The following is a 22,518-nucleotide window of genomic DNA, read 5'->3' as shown; positions in this document are numbered from 1 at the left end:
TTAAGTCAACCCTTTTTTTAAAACCAGTGTGCGTTTGAACAGTTTTCAGACAGGATGAGCAAAATAACACTCATTTGCCTAAGCTTTGGTCAATAATTAAAGAATCAATCTTGTCTATATTGAAACGATGCTATCAACGTTAGCTGCTAAAAACGTAGAGAAATTGTAGATATACAGTGTTAGGATTGAATTAGTAGTATGCTTTAAGTCTATTCAGCTTCGAATAGCAAAGACTGGAACACTTCAATAATGCAAAACGCTTCGCAAATTAAAATCTCGGGTCTGATGCCGTTAATTATCATCACGGCATTATTAACAGGTGCTATTTGTGCCACTGCTAGCTTTTTTATACCCTCAACCCAAAAAGCACCACAGCTAGACATTCAAGCAACCAAACTGTCCACGCCACTAGCAAGCCTGATGGTCAAATCGGGGTTTGATGATGCCAAGAAAATGCTAGCCAGCTTTGAGTATGCCACCGATGACATTCAATACTACTTATATAGCTATACTGGCGCGAGCACCCCTGAAGTGATTTATCAGTCATCACAAGATGTGCCCGCTGCGCTCTCCACACTCGATACCCGCCAAGATAACAATACCTTAGTGACACATCAGCCTTTACATGTTGACGGGCAGATGGTTGGCGAGCTTATTTTGCGCTATCAAGGTCCTCAGGCTTCCCCAATGGCTTGGCTTGGCTATACGCTCTTCGCGCTTGCTGGGTTACTCGCGTTATTGATGGCTTGGTGGTGTAACCGTCAGGTCGGTAATAACCTTGTAAAGCACAATCAACAGTTACAAGAAGAGCTACAAGATATTATCAACAGGCAAGACTATCACGCTCACATCACCTCACAACTAGGCTTTGGCCTTAATCACATTGCAGGACTTATCAATCAATTACTCGATCAGATGCAGTCCGTGATTGATAATGACCAAGAGGTACATAAAGAGCTTAAACAATTACAAACTAGCCTAGAAACCGAGGTACAGGCGCGTACACTGGCGCTTGAAAAAGCAACCCTTAATGCTGAGCGTGCCAGCGAAGCTAAAACCACTTTCCTCGCAACCATGAGCCATGAGATCAGAACCCCCATGAACGGGGTCATTGGCACCATTGATTTGTTAAGACAAACCGAATTAGACGGAGCCCAACACAGACTCAGTACCATCATTCGTGATTCGGCCTTTTCTTTGTTGGGCATATTGGACGATATTCTGGATTTTTCAAAAATCGAAGCAGGTAAATTACAAATCGACAGCCGAGCATTTTCGGTGGCGGAAACCATTGAAGAAGTTGCGCGAGTGCTGTCATCCGTTGCTAAAAAACGTAAGTTAGACCTGCAACTATCCATCGCGCCAGATATTCCCAATAACTTAGTGGGCGATACCGTGCGCGTTCGCCAAGTACTCTATAACCTGTGCAGCAACGCCATCAAGTTCACCACTACCGATGAAGATAGGCAAGGGTTTGTCAGAATAGCTGCTGAGGTTGCACAAAATACCTCTGAGCATTACACCCTACGATTTACCGTCAGCGACAACGGTAAAGGCATGGATCAGACCCAGCTAAGAGAGATCTTCAATCCGTTTATTCAAGCCGAAGGCAGTATCACCAGAGAGTTTGGTGGCACAGGCTTGGGTCTGTCCATTTGTAAAAGCTTAATTGAGTTGATGCTCGGCTCCATCCATGTTTCCAGTGATATCGGCATGGGCAGTGAATTTATCGTTGAACTACCATTTAGCACCGAAGGTAAGGTTGAATACGCGAACAAAGGCGTACTAAATCAAAAAGAGGTGATTATGATCACCGCTAACAATGAACACCAAAAAGTGTTGCATCGCTATCTATCATTTATGGGGGCAAAAGCCACCACCTATGCTTCGTTCAATGACGCTGAGGAATATCAAATAAGCAAGCCATAATTTGGGTATTGGATGGGCTAGAAAGTATGGCGAATGTTAACGATCAAATTCGCTCACTGCTTTATTCTCTTGAGAATAACAATCAGCAGGTCATCGTATTGAGTACCATGGACGAGGCGGCTATCAATCATAAAAACATTTTTTACCTCAATGCCTCGCCACTGTGTAAAACCAGTTTTATGACCGCAGTACTTGTTGCTGCGGGGTTACATCAACCAAAACAACTTAAGCCCACTCGGACGCTCAACAACTACCTCAGCGTTGAGCAAGCTAAAAAAGAAGACAGGTTGGTGTTGTTAGTAGAAGATAATATTCTTAATCAGCAAGTACTGACAGATCAGCTGCATTTGTTAGGCTATGGTGTTGAAGTGGCTGAAAATGGCGAACAAGGGCTAGAGATCTGGAAAAATGGCACCTACCCTATCATCCTGACTGATTTGCATATGCCCAGAATGTCAGGCTATGACATGGTAAAGGAGATCCGAGACTTAGCCGAACAAAGTGAAGACATTAACGCCCAGCCGTATATCATTGCCGTTACCGCAAACGCACTTAAAGGCGAGCGAGAGCGTTGCTTAAGCGCGGGTATGAACGATTACATCACCAAGCCGGTTGAGCTCAATGTGTTAGAAGCCACATTGCAAAAATATTTGGAGAGTATCGCAAATAAAAAGTCACATGCTGACAAGGCTGTTGAGCGAGGCCAAACGACAGAGCCAACTGACGACTTAGCTGTTGCTGCTACAAATACCGACCCAATTAACCTAGAAACCCTCAGTAAATACGTTAACCACGATGAAGCAAAACAACGTCGCTTCTTTAAAATGTATTTAGAGCAAAGCAACCAGCTGACGCGAGAAATCTATGGCGCGGTGATCTCAATGGAGCAAGATATCATTGTGGAATCTTGCCATCAGCTCAAGTCGATTTCAAACACCATAGGTGCACAGCAGGTAGCTGAAATCGCCACTGAATTCGAAGCCCAGTGTAAAGCACAGCAATTAGCCTCGGATACCCTCATTGAGTATCGTGATAAGCTAGATCAAGCTTACACGCAAGCGACTGAGTTTATTCAACAGTACCTACAAACCCCAGCCCCTAACGAGGAATAGCTCGCCATATGTAGCAGCCAATGGGAGTAGCTAGGGAGAAATATATAGAAACAAAAAAGAGGCGTTCAGTGCCTCTTTTGTAATTTTGCAATTCTTGTTACCCGTTATCTCTACTAACCTTCATACCAAAGCATATATAACAGCTTGATAACCAAAGAAACCATAATCAGTGGCAACACATATTTGCTATAGCGCTGCATTTTGTGCAATCCGAGTGTGTGCTGATAGCGCTCTAGCAAGGGGACTAGGATCAGCAACGCAATCACTAAAGACACTAAAATAACGATGATATTCATAGTTTAACGGCTTAAAACAAACGATTCCTTGTTATAACACGAACCGTCACCACAAAAAAAGCGCAGCTTTCGCTGCGCAGTCGGTTGGAAGTGAACTGATGTGTTAGAGCTAGCCCACTAGCGCTAACAAAATACCCGCCGCTACGGCGCTGCCTAATACACCCGCAACATTGGGGCCCATTGCGTGCATCAGCAAAAAGTTATGTGGATTTGCTTCAAGGCCAACTTTATTCACAACACGCGCAGCCATCGGCACCGCTGAAACACCCGCCGCGCCCACTAACGGGTTGATGGGGTTGCTCGACATGCGATTCATTGCTTTTGCCATAAACACACCTGAAGCAGTACCAATTGAAAACGCAAGCGCCCCAAGCACCAAAATACCTATTGTCTCTACCGTTAAAAACTGATCCGCGGCCAACTTAGAGCCAACCGCCAAGCCTAAGAAGATAGTGGTGATATTGATAAGCTCATTTTGCGCTGTATTGCTCAATCTATCGACCACACCACACTCGCGCATCAAGTTACCTAAACAGAACATTCCCACTAATGGCGTTGCCGCTGGCAAGAACACAATGGTTAAGCTCAAGACCAGTAACGGAAAGAGAATTTTCTCTTTTTTCGACACAGGTCTCAGTTGCGGCATCTCAATATTACGTTCCGCCTCGGTGGTCAGTGCACGCATAATCGGCGGCTGGATAATTGGCACCAATGCCATATATGAATACGCAGCTACGGCTATTGCACCTAATAGCTCAGGTGCCAGTTTTGAAGCTAAGAAGATAGCCGTTGGACCATCGGCACCACCAATGATTGCAATTGCGGAGGCATCTTTGAGGGTAAACTCAAAGCCCGGCACGAAGTTCAATGCAATTGCACCAAACAAGGTGGCAAAGATACCAAACTGCGCGGCCGCGCCCAACAACAGCATTCTGGGATTAGCTATTAATGCACTAAAGTCAGTCAACGCGCCAACGCCCATAAAAATGAGTAACGGAAAGACGCCGCTGTCTATGCCAATGTAATAGACGTAATAAAGCAGCCCACCCGGCTCAGCCAACCCTGCAACTGGAATGTTAGTTAAAATCGCACCAAAACCAATCGGCACCAATAATAGTGGTTCAAACCCTCGCGCAATCGCCAAGTACAATAACCCACATCCTACCGCCATCATGGTCAGTGCAGGCAGAGTAAAGTTCGCAAGTCCAGTGGCCTGCCACAGATTCAACAATCCGTCCATGTCACTCTCCTACGACAATGCCAGAATAGCTTCACCGGTCGCTACCGAATCGCCTTCTTTGACTAATACTTGTGACACAGTGCCGGAGTGTGTTGCTCTAACTTCGGTTTCCATTTTCATTGCTTCCATGATCAGCACTACATCGCCCTTTTCTACCTGATCGCCCGCTTTCACCTTAACCTTAAAAATGTTACCCGCAAGCGGCGCGTTCATGGTTTCAGATGAGCTAACCGATGCCGATTGCGGCATGAGTTCACTGTCTTGGACTTTAACTTCTTTGAGCTCTCCGCCAGGTGCCACAACCACGTCATAGACTTTGCCATCTACCTGCACACTGTAACGCTCTGGCGTGCTTGATGAGCTCTTAGTCGGTTGTGCAGCTTGAGCGTCGTTTTCACCGGCAGCTTTGACCAAGCTCGGCTTAGGCTCAAACGCATCTGGATTGTTTCTATTTTTCAAGAACTTTAAGCCAACTTGAGGGAACAGTGCATAGGTCAGCACATCATCAATTTGCGCATCGGCCAGCTCAATACCCTCTTCTTGTGCCAGCTTAAGTAATTCTGTTTCAAGGCTTTCAAGCTCTGGTTCGAGTAAGTCTGCGGGACGACAAGTAATTGCTTGCTCGCCATCAAGTACACGAAGTTGTAGTTCAGTATTCACCGCAGCAGGTGTTGCACCATATTCACCTTTCAATACGCCCGCGGTTTCTTTGGTAATGGTTTTATAGCGCTCGCCAGTAAGCACATTTAAAACCGCTTGTGTGCCAACTATCTGCGATGTTGGTGTGACCAAAGGTAGGAAACCTAAATCTTCACGTACGCTTGGGATCTCTTTCAACACTGCATCTAACTTGTCTTCAGCACCCTGCTCTTTGAGTTGGTTTTCCATGTTAGTCAACATACCGCCTGGCACCTGTGCGAGCAGAATACGTCCATCAACTCCTTTTAGACTGCCTTCAAACGCCGCATATTTTTTACGCACTTCTCTGAAGTAACTGGCGATATTTTCCAGTTCAGCGAGGTTGAGGCCCGTGTCACGCGCAGTCCCCTCAGTAATAGCCACCATAGTCTCGGTTGCACTATGGCCGTATGTCATACTCATTGATGATATTGCGGTATCTAGCATGTCGATCCCCGCATCAATGGCTTTTTGATAAGTCGCAGTACTTAGGCCGGTTGTAGCATGACATTGCATTGCAATTGGAATTGAAACCGTACTTTTGAGTCCACTGATCAGTTGCTCTGCATCATACGGCTTTAACAAGCCAGCCATATCTTTAATACAAATTGAGTGACACCCCATAGCTTCAAGTTTCTTAGCTTGCTCTAACCACATATCTAGGGTGTGAACTGGGCTGACGGTATATGAAATAGTGCCTTGCGCGTGTGCACCAACTTTGATGGCTGCTTTGATGGCCGTTTCGAGGTTGCGAATATCATTCATCGCATCAAAAATACGAAACACGTCTACGCCATTTTGATGCGCTCGTTGTACGAACTTTTCAACCACATCATCTGCGTAGTGGCGGTATCCCAGTAGGTTTTGACCACGCAACAACATCTGTTGTTTGGTGTTAGGCATTGCCTCTTTGAGGGCGCGTATTCTGTGCCACGGATCTTCGCCTAGGTATCGAATACAAGAATCAAATGTAGCGCCGCCCCATGACTCGACAGACCAATAACCTGCCTTATCAAGTTGCTCTGCAATTGGTAGCATATCTTCAAGACGCATGCGTGTTGCAAGCAACGACTGATGCGCATCACGTAATACCAGCTCGGTAAGTTTAAGTTGTGACATAGTAGACCCCTGTTATTTTTTTGTTCTGTACTGTGCAATGGCTGCTGTGATTGCTGCGATATGAGCATTTGAAACACCTGAAAAGGCTTTCTTTGGTGTACGTGTTGCGACGTCTTCTGGCAGTTGCGGGTCCGATAGTTTTTCCAAACTCTTCACTGCAAAAATTAGAATCGACAAAAAGACAAATACCCCGACCATACCTGTCAGCATTAAGTTTGCTGCTTGTAGCAATAGGCTGATGATATCCATGCTGCTCTCCCCCTGAGTCATGTGTTTTTGCAACACACCACTGTTGATTAATTGTTCTTATAAATACTTATACTCCATCATAACAAAACAATGTGACATGTAAATAACATTGTAAATTGGTAATACCAAATGAACTACATAAACATTTTCAGTCACTTACACACACAACAGTCAAATAAACGTCATATTTTTGCTATAAATATGAAAAATATTCAAAATAGTGACGTGCAATATTACTTTTAGGAATATCAAAGCCCACTCAAAACCAACCTTTTATTTACAGATTAATTGGTCTTACCAATAGCTCTTTTCATCTCTTCTAGTTGTACAGTAACGAGTTGCTTGGTATTGACTGTTTTAACTAGCGCAATAAGCTACAATAGCCGCGTTTCAGATAACTTGGAGTGATTAATGTTCACCGAAAAATTCACCCTAGACAGGGAATACTTTAGAGAGTGTTTTGACGAATCACTGCCTTTGAGTGACAGAACAAAACCTAAATATGCTCTATTAGTATTTCTAATAGTGTTGGCAGTTCTATCGTGGGTGGTGGTTAAGAATCACTATTTGGCGAGTTTTTTGGCCCTACTCGCTGTACTTGAGGTAGTCGCTTTTATTTATCGAAAACCTTGGTGGGTAGCAAGACAAATGATTAGTAGAGCTGCTGGCAGTTTGGTGGTGCTACATATAGATGATGAAGGGATTAAAGCCGTTAATCCGTATAAGCAATATCAGTTTTTATGGCACGAAATCATAGAGGCCAAACAAACCGATAAAGGGGTTGTATTAAAAACAAAGCGGGGAATGCAATATATTTCTCGGGCGGCAATTAGTAAGCAAGCGTTTGATTTTATTTTAGAAAAGACAAAAATATAGCCACTGTGTGGCTATATTTCTTTACAAGCTAGTGGTTTACATATTACCTGTCGAAGGGCTCGACTTCTCAGCTTGTATACGCATATAAATTTCTTCACGATGTACTGATACATCTTTTGGTGCATTTACACCAATACGCACCTGGTTACCTTTTACGCCCAGCACTGTAACGGTAACTTCATCACCAATCATGAGGGTTTCACCTACTCGACGAGTTAGTATTAGCATTCTCTTGCTCCTGTATTCCAATAATTAAAAGATTCCGCGTCTTCGCCATTTTAATGAAAAGTGAGCGTAAAAGTAAGCAAAAAACAGCACTTCGTGGCTGTTTAAGGCAAAAATGTTACATGCAACCTGTTAACAACACGTTGTAAGTCACATTCTGCCACTAAAACCGAAGCCTTTATTTCCGTCGTACTCATTAACTTGGGATAAATATCTTCATACGCTAACGCATCTAGAGTTTGCGCGAGAACTTCTGGGTGAGACTTTACACCCAAGCCAACCGCAGAGACTTTTACCAAGCCCTGCTCAAATGTCATTTCATTGATATCCTGTGCAAACGGCGTAGACTGCAATACCTCCAATACAACTAGGTGATCATTGCTATGCACAGTAAAAGCATAGTCGAAAATATCTACTTGGCGACACCTCTGATGCAACATATCTACTTCAATTTGTAATTTTGCCAATGCCATCAAAAGCTGACTAACGATTTTCACATTGCGGGTGCTAAATTGATATAAAACCGCCTCTTGATTGGCTATACCTGTAATTGGATGATTTGACACACTCCCTTCCTTATAGCTTATCAGTGTTCCTTTGTCGGGCTTAAAACTAGATAATACCCGTAATGGGATTTGATAACGACTCGCGGCTTCTACAGAACGTTGGTGTAACACTTTAGCACCTAGACTGGCCAACTCTAGCATTTCTGCAAAATGGATCTCTGTTAATCTGTGAGCATTGGCAACGATTCTAGGATCGGCCGTGTAAACACCATCTACATCGGTATATATTTGGCACTCGTCAGCTTGCAAAACACCAGCTATCTCAACGGCGGTAGTATCTGTACCTCCTCGCCCAAGCGTGGTGATATTGCCTTCACTATCACGCCCTTGAAAGCCTGCAATAATAGTGATCCGATTATGCTCCAATTCCTGATGTAATCGCTGAGTATCAATGTGTTCCACCCGTGCACGGCCAAACATGTTGTCCGTTTTGATGCTCACCTGATCCGCAAGCAGGCTCACCGCAGAATGGCCACGTTTAATAATTGCCATCGCCAGAAGCGCTACACTGACCTGCTCCCCAGTTGTTAGAAGTACATCTAATTCCCGTGCGCTTGGTGCAGCGTCTATCTGTTTAGCTAGATTTAATAGGCGATTGGTTTCACCAGACATGGCAGACACAACAACCACAACCTGATGGCCCTGCTGTTGAGTCTGAATTACGAGTTCGGCAACAGCCTCAATACGCTCTAACGAGCCTACTGAGGTGCCACCAAATTTTTGAACGATTAACGCCACGAGTTACTGAGTTTTCTCTGCAACCCATTGGTTAACACTTGCTAATGCGGCATCAAGGTGCTGCGGCTCTGAACCACCAGCTTGTGCCATGTCAGGACGGCCACCCCCCTTACCACCGACTTGTGCGGCCATGTGGTTTACCAGCTCGCCAGCCTTAACCTTACCAACAAGATCTTTGGTCACACCTGCAATCAGGCTCACCTTGTCACCATCAGCAACACCTAACGCAATAACGCCAGAACCCATCTTGTTCTTCAGGTCATCAACCATACCGCGTAACGCTTTAGATTCAGTACCTGCCACATTGGCCACCAATAGTTTGATACCATTTACCTCAACAGCTGACTCTAATAATGACGCACCGGCCGCACTGGCCAACTTATCATTCAGTTGCGAAATTTGCTTCTCAAGTACTTTGTTTTTTTCAAGCAAGCTGGTCACTTTTTCTAACACATTGCTCATATCGCCTTTTACCAGCGCCGCAATTTCACTTAATTGCTGTTCCTGCTGGGAAACATAGTTAATCGCTTCTACGCCAGTTACCGCTTCAATACGACGAACACCCGCAGCGATACCGCCTTCGGAAACTATCTTGAATAAACCGATGTCACCTGCACGGTTTACGTGTGTACCACCACACAATTCAATTGAATAATCCCCAATTGAAACCACACGTACTTCATCGTCATATTTTTCACCAAACAGTGCCATTGCACCTTTTTCTTTAGCGGCATCAATGTCCATAAGTTCAGTGTTAAGCGCAAAGTTACTGCGGATCTGAGCGTTAACCATATCTTCCACTTCACGTAGCTGTGCTTTGGTAACACCTTCAAAATGAGAGAAATCAAAACGCAGACGGTCTGGCATGACTAACGAGCCTTTCTGTGCCACATGATCACCCAAGATCTGACGCAGCGCTTCATGCACTAAGTGAGTTGCCGTATGGTTTTTCTTAATACTTTCACGACGCTGTGCATCAATGCGAGCATCAACTTTTTCATTAATGCTGATGGTCCCGCTTACCGTACCATGGTGCGCAAATGCGTTGCCCAACTTGGTCGTATCCGTCACGCTAAACTCACCACCAGTTACAGTTAACGAACCTGTATCACCAACCTGACCACCTGATTCTGCATAGAATGGTGTGCGGTCAAGTACCACAATACCTTGCTGGCCGTCTTGTAGTACTGATACTGGCTTACCTTCATGGAACAATTCAACCACTGTGCCAGTGTAATGCTCTGAGTCATACCCTTTAAAATCTGTGGTTTTTTCTGACTTCAATTGCTCGTTATAATCCGCACCGAACTTGCCCGCCTGCTGCGCCTTTTTACGCTGCACTTCCATACATTCTTGGAAGCCCTGTTCGTCAATCGTCATAAAACGTTCACGAGCCACGTCCGCAGTTAAATCCGCAGGGAAACCATAGGTGTCATACAGTTTAAAGACCAGTTCACCCGGGATCACGTCCCCTTTAATATCAGCAAGGCTTTCTTCAAGAATTGCCAAACCGCGGTCTAGTGTTTTGCCAAACTGTTCTTCTTCGATGCGTAATACTTTTTCAATAATGGCTTGTTGTTTAGCAAGCTCTGGGTAAGCTTGACCCATTTGTTCTATCAATGCTGCGACCAACTTGTAGAAGAACGCACCGTTAGCACCAAGCTTGTTACCGTGGCGCACTGCACGACGAATAATACGACGTAATACGTAACCACGCCCTTCATTAGAAGGCATTACGCCATCAGATACCAAGAATGCACATGAACGAATGTGGTCAGCCACAACGCGTAATGATTTGTCTTCTAGATCTTGTGCGTTGGTGACTTCTGCTGCCGCTTTAATCAAACCTTGGAATAGATCAATCTCATAGTTTGAATGTACCCCTTGCATGATCGCTGAGATACGTTCAAGGCCCATACCTGTATCAACAGACTGCTTAGGTAATGGCTCCATCGTGCCATCGGCATGACGGTTGTATTGCATAAATACTAGGTTCCAGATCTCAATGAAACGGTCACCATCTTCTTCGGGTGTGCCCGGACGACCACCCCAGATGTGCTCACCGTGATCATAGAAAATTTCAGAACAAGGGCCACATGGACCGGTATCACCCATAGACCAGAAGTTATCTGCTGTATCAATACGCACGATACGATCTTCTGGCATTCCTACTTCTTTGTTCCAAATATCAAAAGCTTCATCATCAGTGTGGTAAACCGTTACTAATAGCTTTTCTTTTGGTAGCTGTAAAACTTCAGTTAAAAACTGCCATGCAAACTTGATGGCGTCTTGTTTGAAGTAATCACCAAAACTAAAGTTACCAAGCATCTCGAAGAATGTGTGGTGGCGTGCTGTATAGCCCACATTTTCTAAGTCATTATGCTTACCACCGGCACGTACACAACGTTGTGAGCTGGTTGCTCTGTTGTAAGGGCGGCTTTCTGCCCCTAGAAAAACATCTTTAAATTGCACCATACCTGCATTGTTAAATAACAAAGTGGCATCATTGCCCGGGATCAACGAGCTTGAAGGCACAACTTGGTGTTGTTGTTTGGCAAAAAAGTCTAAAAACGCTTGCCTGATCTGTGCGGTAGTCATGTGCTGCATGTGATTATTCACCCATTGTTGCTGCTTGCATTGCAAAATCTATTTCTTCATAGCTAAAGCCACGGTACATCATGTAGCGTATACGCTTTGCTTTTTCTTTATAATCGAGTTTTTCTGGGGTTGTAGCATACTTCCGAAGATATGCTTGTTGCGCTAGTTCAAACCAGTCTATTTCCTGAGTCTCAACAAGCTGCATCAAACGGGCTCGATCGACCCCCTTGTTCCCCGCGTCACTTAGTACCCTTTTAAGTCCTAAGCCTTTATTTATCTGTGCTCTTAGAAAGCTCTCACAATACCGACTTTCATCTATATAGCCAAGTGATTCGCACCAAGCGAGTAACTTTTCTATAAACGCTTCATCTGCACCTTTGGCTTTGAGCTTTTGTATCAGCATTTTTTTTGAGTACTCTTGTCTACCAAGTAGCCAAAGTACGTAATTTTTTAATTTTTGCTGTTCTTGTTCATCCATTATGCGTCGAAACGCCCTGAGTCTTCTGGCTGATTTTTAACGTCTTGAGCTTTACCATCTGGGCTATTTTGCTGCTCGATAAAAATGTCCTGATAGGACACAAAGAAGCTAATGTAAGCGATGGGCATCACCACCAGCAGTGGGATCATGCTTAATGGTATGGTAGCTAACATCAAGAACGCGATTAGTAAACCATATACGCCGAGCGAGGCCATATTCGAATAAAACACCTTCAATGACAGACCCAATGCTTTGAGAATACGCGTTTCACCTTGAAAGAAAACGATGGGCAACGCATAAGCAAATGCCATGATGTTTATCGAATGAGCAATAAAGAACAGTACAACATCCGTCATTGAGATAGTTGCCAACATATTACTAAGTAATAGTTCATGTGACTGCTCTGCAGAGGCATTATGCATAATGTTCAGTGCTTCTTCGAAATAAATTCCCGCCCCCCAAGTCAGCAGTATCACCACACCAAGCTGGTAAAGACCGAGACGAAATAAGTGCAAACGTCGCCCCTTGGCAGAGAATGCGCCAAGTATGCTCGCAAGAGAAATAGTCTGTCCGCGTTGTTTACTTAACACCGCCATATAAAATCCAGCGGTGAGAAACGGGGCTGCAAATGCTGCAAGCAATTGTAACGGCGGTGCAACCAAAGGGCTCAACGCCACCACCACCATAAATACGTACATCATAATAAATGTCATGGGCTGCATTTTAAAAATCTCCCAGCCAGCTTTTAACCACTGGACGCCCATCGCTGCTTTAAACACTTTAAACTTTACTGACATGTTAACTCTATGCTTGTAAAAACCCTGTGATTATACCTATTAGAACGCAAAATGCGACCAACAGGTCGCACTTTACAAACACCTCTGCAACATATTTTATTTGGGCTTAGCAATCTTCTTAATGTCTAGCATGTGTGAACCATGCTTTACTTTCGTTTCTAAATAGCTGCGATTACCCACATGGCCCGCCTTGATGTGCGCTTGAGTGCCAACAACCGCTTCAACTTCAATGCCTGCATCTCGCAACGCATTAAGTTTATTGGGGTTATTGGTCATCAACTTCACTTTGCTCAAACCAAGTGCATTGAGCATCAATACCGCGTCTGAGAAGTCTCTCAAATCATCCGCAAAACCAAGGTGATTATTTGCCTCATAGGTATTCATACCTTGCGATTGTAAAACGTAGGCATCGATTTTGTTGTACAGGCCAATACCGCGTCCTTCTTGGCGTAAATAAAGCAACACACCGCCTTGCTGATGCATACTTTCGATACATTCGTTTAACTGTTCACCACAATCGCAGCGAGATGAATGAAACACATCACCAGTTAAACATTCTGAGTGCATACGAATTAATGGGATATCTTGGGTGCTATCCGCTTTGTTAAAAATCAGCGCAACATGTTCCTGACCATCTTTAAGGCCACTAAAAGAAACTATCTCTGCAGGAATATGACTATGTTGCCCTACGTTTAACTGAACTCTTGCTCTTACTTCTGCCACGACTTAATTAAGACCTTAAAATTTAGATAAGTGTTATAATATCACATTGTTGTGTTGATGACATAGATATGGTGTTTAAATTAAGAAAAACAAGTCACCACTTGTGCTTGTCACCGGCTAAAACTTCTTCAATATCGCTTCATCATATTGCTCAATATCTAGCGTAGTCTGATACTGAGAGGCCAATGAGTCCAATTCTGCCTGCCACAAACTCAAGTCTTCTAACGTGATCGTGTTGTCATCCAGCTCCCACAATTGCTTTGAACCGCTATAGCTAAATTGTATCGCTAACATCGCATCCACGTCTCCTTGCTGAGCTGCTTTCTTAAGCTTAGGCATCTTGCGGGTTACTCTGTTGAGTGCTTGTTTCAGATCCCATACATAAACCACTTCATACATAAACGGATGAACGCGAAATTTATTAAGCACCCAGCCAATCGCCAGTGCACTTGCCACTACACCGAGCAGATTCCAGTGAAAATGACTGCCGTCTTGATCTGGAAAGAGCGCAATCAAGGCCTGTGAGATACTCAAACTCCCAACGGTGAGGCAAACAATACATGCGAATATCACCTTGTTTAGATGACTGCGATAACGTGCCTTATCAATTTTTTGTAACTGCATAGTAACCCCTAAAAAACAGAGTGGCATTGTATCGTGATCTGAGCATAAAAAAAATTTTAAAAAATATTCACCCCTTTTTTGACGCTGAGCCGTTGTATTAGAAAAAGAGACACACTACAGGGTGCCATTATGCAAGCAATTGAATATCAAAGAGACAAGATTAACTATACGAAATTGGCCTGCGCTGTTGCGGGTGGTGTAGTAATGACAGGCGCTGCGTTTGTTTTTATGCACAATCTAATAACACAGGACAACATCCGAGTACCTTCATCAACTCCTACAACTATCGTAGAGTTGCCACAACTTAAGGAAGATACCCCTGTTCAAGAAGGCAGAAAATTACCTGAGCCGCCAAAAATGCAACCGCCGCCACCGCGATTAGTGGCTGAGCCAACGCCTGATCCAACACTGACGTCTGGTATACCTGTCGCCCCAGAAATATCGGTAAATAAAATTAAAATAGCGGGCCCAAGCTTTACCGAGCAAGGGCAAGAAGCTACGCCGGTGGTGAGAAGCGAGCCCAAATACCCAATAGAAGCAGCAAGAGATGGCGTTGAAGGTTGGGTACAATTAAGCTTTGCTGTCGCAAAATCTGGGGAAGTCATCAACATAAGTGTGACTGACGCAGAACCGAAACGGACTTTCGACCGCGCCGCCATCGCAGCCCTAAAACGTTGGAAATATCGCCCCAAGATCGAAAATGGTCAGGCTGTTGTACAAAATAATCAAAGTGTTGTGTTAGAGTTCAAACTAGCTCAGTAGTATTTAGCTGGGGGACATCCCCCCTAAGAGAGTGCCTATGCTGATAGCCCTAAAATCGTGGTTGAACAATAATGAAATGGCATATGACGCGCTCTATGCCTACAAGCAAAGCGGTGATAGTAAGTATTTAGAACAACTGATCGACAGCTACAGCCAAGATCTGTATTACTTTTTATGTAGCCAAGGCTGTGCCGCTTTGGCTCAGGATTTGTGTCAAAAAACTTGGTTAATTACCATGGAAAAAAAGCACCTATACCATCAACAGCAGTCTCCTAAAGCTTGGCTGTTTACTGTGGCACGTAATGCGATGATCGATGAGCTGAGAAAGCAACAACGCTTCATCAGTACTGACGACGTAAGTTTGCTGACATCCCCTCCCGTTGTCCACGAGCATACGTCACTAACTCAAGCGATTGAACAATTACCCTTTTTGCAAAGAGAAGCACTGTCTTTGCAATTGGAGGGCTTTACCTTGCAAGAAATCGCCGACATTACGCATAGCAACTTAGAGACCATAAAGACTAGGCTACGGTACGCAAAGCAGCAGCTCAAAAATGCAATTGGAGAAACTCATGAATGATGAGCAATTGGATAAACAACTCAAAGCTGAATTTAATAGACACAAACAGCAAAACAAACTCAGCAGAGCACAAGTCAATCAATTTAAGAAGCAGTGTAAGTCACAGAAAAATAGACCTTTGTGGCCACGTATGCAATGGACGTTTACAAGCCTTGCGGCTGTGTTTCTTGCATATTTACTATTTATTGAGTCTCAACCAACTCACCAACCGTTATATGTGTTAGATGTTGAACAGTATCAACAAGTTGAGGTTCATACTCTGCAAGAAGGTCAATATAGCCGCGCTTTGATATTACAAAAGCAACAGTTAGATAGTGCAAAACAAACAGCAACGGATAACCTGAACCAAGTGTATGCAACACGCGGTAGACTCATCGAAAAACATGCCGATACTTGGTTTATTGCCGACTGTCAGCAACAAACTCTACTCGAAATAAGTACAGAACTGATTGCACAAATTACGCAAAAAAACGACTATCAAGCCAATCAAGTTGGTACCTTATTGGCGTTTAGAAGAAATGCCCAAGGGCAGCTAGTTAGCTTGGCTGCCCTTGAGAATAGCGATTCAGCAACCTGTAGCTAGATCATAATCACACTGGCGACAAAGAAGCACACCACAGAGAGTGCGCCACCAACCAGTGCATAAGGTAGCTGCGTTTTAACATGAGTCAGCAAGTCACACCCTGATGCCAGTGCCGACACCGCACTGGTATCAGAAATCGGTGAGCAGTGATCACCAAAAATACCGCCACTCAAAATCGCGCCCAGTACCAAAGCTGGTGGGAGTCCAAGCGCTTGAATCAAAGGCACGCCAATAGGTATAAGGATGGCGAAGGTTCCCCAAGATGTACCGGTGGTAAACGACATAATCGCGCCCGCTAAAAACAATACTGGCACAACAAAATAAATCGGTAGATAGTCACCGACCAATGAAGCAACAAACACGCCCGTGCCCAATTCCTTTAAGCTCGCTCCAAGGGTAAGCGACAACAGCACAATGCTTACCAAAGGCAGCAACTCCCCCATGCCTTTAAAACCCACCTCAACCAATTCATGATGGCTAAAGCGTTTCGCGCTCAGTAACAGAAAGTAAGCTAATGCGGTGGCCAAGACAGTTGCGTATAACACTGATTTAGAACCGCTACCGTTGGCCAGCACTCCATCACCCGTCCAAAACATGAACCCCACCATAGAGACAATCAGTGTCAGTAAAGGTAACAACATAAAGCGTGCTTTACTGGCTTTGGGCCCTGCATCGAGCTCTACTTGTTGCTTTTCGAGTTGCTGCTCAGCATGTTTCATCGGGCCATGCACTTTGTCAAAAACAATAGTATATAAAACAATAAGTAAGGCGATAATGGCGTAAAAATTAAAGGCAACACTGCTCCATAAAATACTGACCGCAGGTTGCTCTAAATCATAGTTGCTAAGCAAGCCCAATACGTAAGCGCCCCACCCATTGAGTAACACCAAAATACACACGGGTGCACTGGTACTATCGATAATATAGGCCAAACGCGCTCGGCTCATTTTAAATTTATCAAATAACCCTCTTGAAACAATACCAGAGGTTAAAACACTCATGTTCGACTCAATAAATACTGCAGTACCGGTAAACATGGTCAACAATCCAACTTGTCGCTTACTGGTAGCCACTCCCTTATTCATCAATATGTTGACCGTCGCGGCTACTCCACCAGATTCTCTGATATACGCCAACAATGCTCCAATAATTAGACTAAATAATAAGATCCGGCTGTTGCCAGCAGAGGTAACAACGTCAACAATACGTTCAATACTGTTTACAGGCGTCATTAAAAGTTGACTAGTTTCATGTTGCATAAGCAACAAAAATTCAGAAGAAATCAGCGCAAGTAGTAATGCTAGGATCACTTCTTTACGCCAAAACACCACTAAGATCGCGATCAATGGTGGTAAAATTGAGTACCAGGTCATACATTCCCTTACAGCAGAGCCGTTTAGTCTTATTATTAAGGCTTAGTAGCTTAAAGGGTTCCTTATTAAAAACAAGGCTTTTACCATCTTTGACTCCACCATGGCAACATTTGTCCCTAAAATTACGATAAAAACATGATAAAAACACAATAATTATTGCATCGACTATCACTGACATTCATTTGAACCTATAATGAATACAACTCAGTAACCAAGAAGTATCGAAATGTCGACATTTGTAAAAATAAAGGCGCTCAAGCCCAGCCTTTCAAGCAGTGAAGCGAAGTTGGCTGATTTTACACTTAGCTCAGGTGCAAAAATTCGCTCCTTGTCATCCGTTGAGCTTGCAAAGCAAGCTGGGGTGAGTCAATCCAGTGTGGTGAAGTTTGCCCAGAAACTCGGATATAAAGGCTTCCCAGCCTTCAAACTCGCGGTGATAGACGATTTAAATCTACAAACTAAACAGCCTGAGCCTGCCCATTCACACATTACTCATGCTGATCCCATTGACCTAATTGCTCAGAAACTACTTGCACATCAGCAGAGTATTCTGGACGAAACTCACAAACTGAATGATGTTAAGCAATTCGAAGCAGCAATTGGGGCGATTAAGGCGGCAAAAAGAATCTTACTATGTGCGGTTGGTGGTAGCTTTACCATGGCACAAGACTTCGCTTTAAAGTTGCAAAAATTAGGACTACCCGCCATTGCACAGACTGATGAACTCTCTGCGGCAAGTTACATTGCGACTATGGGTAAAGATGATTTGCTGATTGCAATTAGTGATTCAGGGCAAAGTAAATCGGTGCTCAGAGTTGCTAGACAGGCGAGAAACAACAACTGTCCACTATTATGTTTATCTCGCTATGGTATTAACCCACTCAATGAGATGGCATCAATTAACTTGTATAACGTCACTGGTGATGAGCCAGTTAGACATGCATCTATGTTGACCCGAATTTCACAGAGCTATTTGATAGATGTGCTGTTTGTGGCGTTAACACAGTCCAATCTAAGATGGCAAAAACGCGCAGAACGTGCAAACGAGCACATGTACGATATCCGCCACAGCTAACGTTTGTATATTAAGTAAGGCTGACGCAACAGTTTAAACGCTTCTAAATCAGCCTGCCAACTGTTCTTAATCTGTGTCGCGGACTGCTGTGCAAGGATTGCTAATCGCAGTTTATCCGTACCCGCTAATTTATCCATAAAGTCTGCGTGAGTAAAAAAAGTTTCATTGCGCACTTTAAACGCTTCATGCGCCTCTAAAAGCCAGGTTAAATCCAAGCCATTAACTGACACGTTACGAAGGTCTGCACCGTGCGCGGTTTTGCCATTGAGTTTAGGATTGGTCGCCGCGCCTGCAACGGGCAATGGCGTAAAACTAAAAGAGCCTAACTTGACGATATCATGCCCGAATACCTGAAATGGCATCGATGTACCACGCCCCACAGAAACAGGGGTTGCTTCAAAAAAACATAATGATGGATACAAAGCGATTGCTTGTGCGTTTGGCAAATTAGGACTGGGCTTAATAGGCAAGTCATAGTTCATACTGGCGTTGTAATTAGCTACAGGGATCACCGTGAACTCGAGCTTTTTATTTGTGCTCAACCAACCCTCTGCATTGATCATTTTAGCCAGCTCTCCTATCGTCATACCGTGTAAAACTGGGATTGGATGCATACCCACAAATGAGCGAAACTTTTCCTCAAGCACCGGTCCATCCACATAGGCAATATTTGGATTAGGTCTATCAAGAATCACTAATTGTTTATCATGTTCGGCTGCGGCTTCCATCACATAGTGCATGGTGCTGATATAAGTATAAAATCGTACCCCCACATCCTGAATATCAAACACAATCGCATCGATATCTTTTAAAACATCTGCACTAGGTTTTTTATTTTTACCGTATAAAGAAACTATTGGGAGTCCTGTTTTACTATCTTTACTGGTGTCAACTTTTGCCCCGGCATCGTGGTCTCCCCTAAAACCGTGCTCTGGAGCAAATACCTTGCGAACATCAACCCCTTTAGCGAGCAAACTATCAAGCAAGTGACCATCTTGAGTTTGCGCTGTTTGATTCACCACCAAAGCGACACGCTGATTTTTTAACAAAGGAAGATAAAGGTCGTATCGTTCAGCACCAACTTGTAAAGCATGGGACATAGCTGAAACACAAAGAAGTATATAAGCAATAAAAAAGCGCATAATCTGACAGTTTAGGGAGTTTGCCTAATGATGGGAGAAATACATCAATGATGCAATCTCAATTAAAGACCCAAATAATATTGAAGCTTCACCCGTGTCCTTCTCACTACGCAAACTCGTTTGCTAAGCGAACCCATCATTGCCAAAACCGCATTTATCGACATTCATATGAGCGCAACTCTTAAAGACACTGAATGAAGGAAAGAAAAATATAATTGCTACGGCTATTCGAGTAGCAGTCATTATTTAATATATTAAAAATAGGTCATCAACGACCCAAGACGCCCTCACTCCAAAAAAAGCATTAACATAAAGTTAAAATAACATAGAAAATTAAAATGTATTCTTTGTTATAGTTCATCAATTACTTTTACTAGGGCTTATCTCCAGAAGAAAAAATACAGCAAAGTGGTTCATAAAAGTAAAATAGCTAATTATAAAATCACTTAAAAGAACCAACGATTAATTATTTTTATAAGCTTACAAAAAAATAGTTCTACATCAATTTTAATCAGTAAATTTTCGAACACCTCACAACAAAATAAAAACCTCAGTAACAAACAACCAAAAAAAGCGCTAACAAACTAGTATTGAAGGTTATTTTAAATTTAATATTTCTTACAAACCATCAAATTGACAACGCTGTCATTTGAAGGATAAAATCTTATGAAGATAATTATACAAAAGGAAGATTGATGAACAGGCGAAGCTTTATAAGCAATTTAGGAGTTAGTTTCTTATTACTAACACCACTCCACTCCTCAGCAGGAAGTTATTTAAGTTCCAGCTTTAATAATAGTCGCGATGAATTCGAGTCACTATTACATTACTTACACCTAAATGATAGTAGAAGCGAAAAAGACAAGATATTCGCAGAACTTTCTCCACAAGAGTTCGAGTTAATATCTCGGATGAATAATATTTTTAGAGAAGATAAAGAAAAAGCTATGACCATTATTAAAAAAACGCCAAAGTTTAAAAATGTCGCTAGCAAAATTGCTGTATCGTTTTACTTAAACACCACTCTAAACGACAGATATCAAGTCTATAGCTCAGATCCATCCATCGCGAGAAGAGTAAACGCAGATACTCACAATTTTAAAGCTTATTGTGGCGGGCAAACTGGCTTTTGGCACAAGCCACCGACGGTAGTATAAAGGATATATATATGTACGATGTAGTTATAATAGGTTCAGGTGTTGCAGGTAGCATATGTGCAAACGAGCTCGTCAAAAATGGACTGAAGATTGCTGTGTTAGATGCTGGGCACACGTTACAGCGCGCAGATTTAGTTTTAAACCAACTTAAATCTGGCCGCGACGACTCGATGTCACCATACCCACTGTTACCCTACACACCACACCCAGATCCCATTCTGTTAAAAGACTATCCAAGTGCTTTAAAAAGGCCATACGATACGAGTTATATTAGAACGGTTGGTGGCACAACTTGGCATTGGGGAGGAGCCTCATGGCGCTTTTTGCCATCAGACTTTAAGTTAAAAAGTAATTTTGGTGTTGGCCGAGATTGGGGAATTGATTATCAGGATTTAGAGCCATACTACGTATTGGCCGAACGTGAAATGGGGATCTCTGGCGAAGAGATCAAACAACTAAAGCAATGGAGAAGTGCGCCCTATCCACTTCCTCCAGTGCCACTTTCTTACATGGATCGCTTCATAAAAGACAAAATTGCAAGCGCCAACCTCAACCTTCAAGCAGAGCCTGCGGCACGAAACACCAAGCCTTATGACAGCCGGCCAAGCTGTTGCGGCAGCAATAACTGTATTCCGATCTGTCCTGTCGGTGCCCAATATAGCGCAATACATACTCTTGAAAAGGCAATAAAAAACGGTGTTGAGTTAATAGAAAATGCGGTTGTACATCGTCTGGAAGATAATCACAAAGGTGAAATAACCACTGCGATTTATAGAACACCAAATGGCAAAGACATCAGTATTAAAGGCAAATACTTTATTTTGGCAGCCAATGCTATTGAATCTGCCAAAATACTGTTGATGTCAAAAACCACGCATAGCCCACAAGGTATCGCCAACAGTAGCGGATTAGTAGGTAAAAACTTAATGGACCACCCGACTGTGCATGCCACATTCGATATAGAAGAACCTGTATACTCTGGGCGAGGTCCAGTGGGTATTTCTGCCATTACAGATTTTATGGATGGTGATTTCAGAAAAGACTACGCCGCCAAAAAGCTGGCTATCGGTAATGGTAACTTCAGCGAAATTATTGCAACTGAGATGATAGATGATCTGCAGTTAACCAAGGACTTTAAAACGCAGCTCAAACACAAAACGATTCGTAGAATAGGGTCTCACACCCAACACGAACAACTTCCTTCATTAAACAACAAGGTGACATTGAGTGCCACTAAGTTTGATGCATTAGGCTTGCCCTACCCAGAAGTGACGTGGGATGTTGAGGAGTATGTCATCAAAAGCGCTGAACACAGTGTAAAAGTATATGAAAAGCTAGGTGAGTTGCTAGGTGCCACCAAAACGAAAATCAACGTTAATCTGGCGTCTAACGCACACATGCTTGGCACAACAATCATGGGAGCAGATCCCAAAACATCTGTCGTCAATTCTGATTGCTTTAGTCATGATCACAGTAACCTTACCATAGCAGGGGGAGCCGTGTTTCCAAGCTCATCATCCGTAAACCCAACTTTGACCGTTGCGGCGCTATCTATCAGGCTCTGTGAAAAATTAAGCTTACTACTCAAGGAAACCTAA

The 22,518-nt window shown here is 43.4% G+C and carries 20 protein-coding genes and 1 pseudogene; 8 read left to right on the top strand and 13 right to left on the bottom strand.

The window, feature by feature from the left end:
- Window positions 1-249 precede the first annotated feature (249 nt).
- Window positions 250-3,041 (top strand): annotated as a pseudogene (locus C2M32_RS21145) (ATP-binding protein).
- Window positions 3,042-3,154: 113 nt separating this feature from the next.
- Here the strand turns inward: C2M32_RS21145 and C2M32_RS06355 are convergent.
- From C2M32_RS06355 to C2M32_RS06340, 4 genes are all read right to left on the bottom strand, one after another.
- Window positions 3,155-3,337: a hypothetical protein gene (locus C2M32_RS06355; RefSeq protein ID WP_105167619.1), complete on the bottom strand. Its 183-nt coding sequence runs from the start codon at window positions 3,335-3,337 to the stop codon at window positions 3,155-3,157.
- Window positions 3,338-3,446: 109 nt separating this feature from the next.
- A complete protein-coding gene (locus C2M32_RS06350) occupies window positions 3,447-4,577 on the bottom strand; it encodes a sodium ion-translocating decarboxylase subunit beta (RefSeq protein ID WP_105167618.1) in 1,131 nt (376 codons plus the stop codon).
- Between the two features lie 9 nt (window positions 4,578-4,586).
- Window positions 4,587-6,374 carry a sodium-extruding oxaloacetate decarboxylase subunit alpha gene (oadA, locus tag C2M32_RS06345; RefSeq protein ID WP_105167617.1) on the bottom strand — a complete coding sequence of 596 codons (1,788 nt, stop codon included), beginning with the start codon at window positions 6,372-6,374 and terminating at the stop codon, window positions 4,587-4,589.
- 12 nt (window positions 6,375-6,386) lie between these two features.
- Window positions 6,387-6,623 (bottom strand): OadG family protein, encoded by a 237-nt coding sequence (locus tag C2M32_RS06340; protein ID WP_105167616.1) that lies wholly within the window; start codon window positions 6,621-6,623, stop codon window positions 6,387-6,389.
- 411 nt (window positions 6,624-7,034) lie between these two features.
- On the opposite strand from C2M32_RS06340, the gene C2M32_RS06335 reads away from it, so the two are divergent.
- Window positions 7,035-7,499 carry a YcxB family protein gene (locus C2M32_RS06335; protein ID WP_105167615.1) on the top strand — a complete coding sequence of 155 codons (465 nt, stop codon included), beginning with the start codon at window positions 7,035-7,037 and terminating at the stop codon, window positions 7,497-7,499.
- 36 nt (window positions 7,500-7,535) lie between these two features.
- Here C2M32_RS06335 and csrA read toward each other — a convergent pair whose 3' ends face one another.
- The 7 genes from csrA to C2M32_RS06300 form a co-directional block, all read right to left on the bottom strand.
- Window positions 7,536-7,727: a carbon storage regulator CsrA gene (gene csrA, locus C2M32_RS06330; RefSeq protein WP_070991803.1), complete on the bottom strand. Its 192-nt coding sequence runs from the start codon at window positions 7,725-7,727 to the stop codon at window positions 7,536-7,538.
- Between the two features lie 101 nt (window positions 7,728-7,828).
- Window positions 7,829-9,028: an aspartate kinase gene (locus C2M32_RS06325; RefSeq protein WP_105167614.1), complete on the bottom strand. Its 1,200-nt coding sequence runs from the start codon at window positions 9,026-9,028 to the stop codon at window positions 7,829-7,831.
- A gap of 3 nt (window positions 9,029-9,031) precedes the next feature.
- On the bottom strand, window positions 9,032-11,635 hold the full coding sequence (alaS, locus tag C2M32_RS06320) for an alanine--tRNA ligase (protein WP_105167613.1): 2,604 nt from the start codon (window positions 11,633-11,635) through the stop codon (window positions 9,032-9,034).
- A 4-nt stretch (window positions 11,636-11,639) separates the two neighbouring features.
- A complete protein-coding gene (locus tag C2M32_RS06315; RefSeq protein WP_105167612.1) occupies window positions 11,640-12,104 on the bottom strand; it encodes a regulatory protein RecX in 465 nt (154 codons plus the stop codon).
- Window positions 12,104-12,901, bottom strand: a complete 798-nt coding sequence (locus C2M32_RS06310; RefSeq protein WP_105167611.1) for a BPSS1780 family membrane protein — start codon at window positions 12,899-12,901, stop codon at window positions 12,104-12,106. The genes C2M32_RS06315 and C2M32_RS06310 overlap by 1 nt, the downstream gene beginning before the upstream one ends.
- Window positions 12,902-12,997: 96 nt before the next feature.
- Window positions 12,998-13,624 carry a GTP cyclohydrolase II gene (locus C2M32_RS06305; protein ID WP_105167610.1) on the bottom strand — a complete coding sequence of 209 codons (627 nt, stop codon included), beginning with the start codon at window positions 13,622-13,624 and terminating at the stop codon, window positions 12,998-13,000.
- A 117-nt stretch (window positions 13,625-13,741) separates the two neighbouring features.
- Window positions 13,742-14,248 carry a DUF3087 domain-containing protein gene (locus C2M32_RS06300; protein ID WP_105167609.1) on the bottom strand — a complete coding sequence of 169 codons (507 nt, stop codon included), beginning with the start codon at window positions 14,246-14,248 and terminating at the stop codon, window positions 13,742-13,744.
- Window positions 14,249-14,377: 129 nt separating this feature from the next.
- On the opposite strand from C2M32_RS06300, the gene C2M32_RS06295 reads away from it, so the two are divergent.
- The 3 genes from C2M32_RS06295 to C2M32_RS06285 are packed head-to-tail and all read left to right on the top strand — an operon-like array spanning window position 14,378 to window position 16,173.
- Window positions 14,378-15,010 (top strand): energy transducer TonB, encoded by a 633-nt coding sequence (locus tag C2M32_RS06295; protein WP_105167608.1) that lies wholly within the window; start codon window positions 14,378-14,380, stop codon window positions 15,008-15,010.
- A gap of 37 nt (window positions 15,011-15,047) precedes the next feature.
- Window positions 15,048-15,590 (top strand): RNA polymerase sigma factor, encoded by a 543-nt coding sequence (locus tag C2M32_RS06290; RefSeq protein ID WP_105167607.1) that lies wholly within the window; start codon window positions 15,048-15,050, stop codon window positions 15,588-15,590.
- A complete protein-coding gene (locus C2M32_RS06285; RefSeq protein ID WP_105167606.1) occupies window positions 15,583-16,173 on the top strand; it encodes a hypothetical protein in 591 nt (196 codons plus the stop codon). The genes C2M32_RS06290 and C2M32_RS06285 overlap by 8 nt, the downstream gene beginning before the upstream one ends.
- Here C2M32_RS06285 and C2M32_RS06280 read toward each other — a convergent pair.
- Complete coding sequence (locus C2M32_RS06280) at window positions 16,170-17,546, bottom strand: Na+/H+ antiporter NhaC family protein (protein ID WP_105167605.1); 1,377 nt, start codon at window positions 17,544-17,546, stop codon at window positions 16,170-16,172. The two genes, C2M32_RS06285 and C2M32_RS06280, sit on opposite strands and share 4 nt — an antisense overlap.
- 226 nt (window positions 17,547-17,772) lie before the next feature.
- On the opposite strand from C2M32_RS06280, the gene C2M32_RS06275 reads away from it, so the two are divergent.
- Entirely contained in the window at window positions 17,773-18,621 is an 849-nt protein-coding gene (locus C2M32_RS06275) for a MurR/RpiR family transcriptional regulator (protein WP_105167604.1), read from the top strand.
- On the opposite strand, the gene C2M32_RS06270 is transcribed toward C2M32_RS06275, so the two are convergent.
- Window positions 18,618-19,721, bottom strand: coding sequence for an exo-beta-N-acetylmuramidase NamZ family protein (locus C2M32_RS06270; protein WP_234401238.1), 1,104 nt, complete (start codon window positions 19,719-19,721; stop codon window positions 18,618-18,620). The two genes, C2M32_RS06275 and C2M32_RS06270, sit on opposite strands and share 4 nt — an antisense overlap.
- Before the next feature lie 737 nt (window positions 19,722-20,458).
- Here C2M32_RS06270 and C2M32_RS06265 point away from each other — a divergent pair.
- Window positions 20,459-20,920, top strand: a complete 462-nt coding sequence (locus C2M32_RS06265) for a hypothetical protein (RefSeq protein WP_105167602.1) — start codon at window positions 20,459-20,461, stop codon at window positions 20,918-20,920.
- Window positions 20,921-20,931: 11 nt separating this feature from the next.
- On the top strand, window positions 20,932-22,518 hold the full coding sequence (locus C2M32_RS06260; protein WP_105167601.1) for a GMC family oxidoreductase: 1,587 nt from the start codon (window positions 20,932-20,934) through the stop codon (window positions 22,516-22,518).

The organism is Pseudoalteromonas sp. T1lg23B, assembly GCF_002964665.1.
Taxonomy (GTDB): Bacteria; Pseudomonadota; Gammaproteobacteria; order Enterobacterales; family Alteromonadaceae; genus Pseudoalteromonas.
The sequence above is the reverse complement of the archived record's forward strand: the minus strand, read 5'-3'. Positions and strand labels throughout refer to the sequence as shown.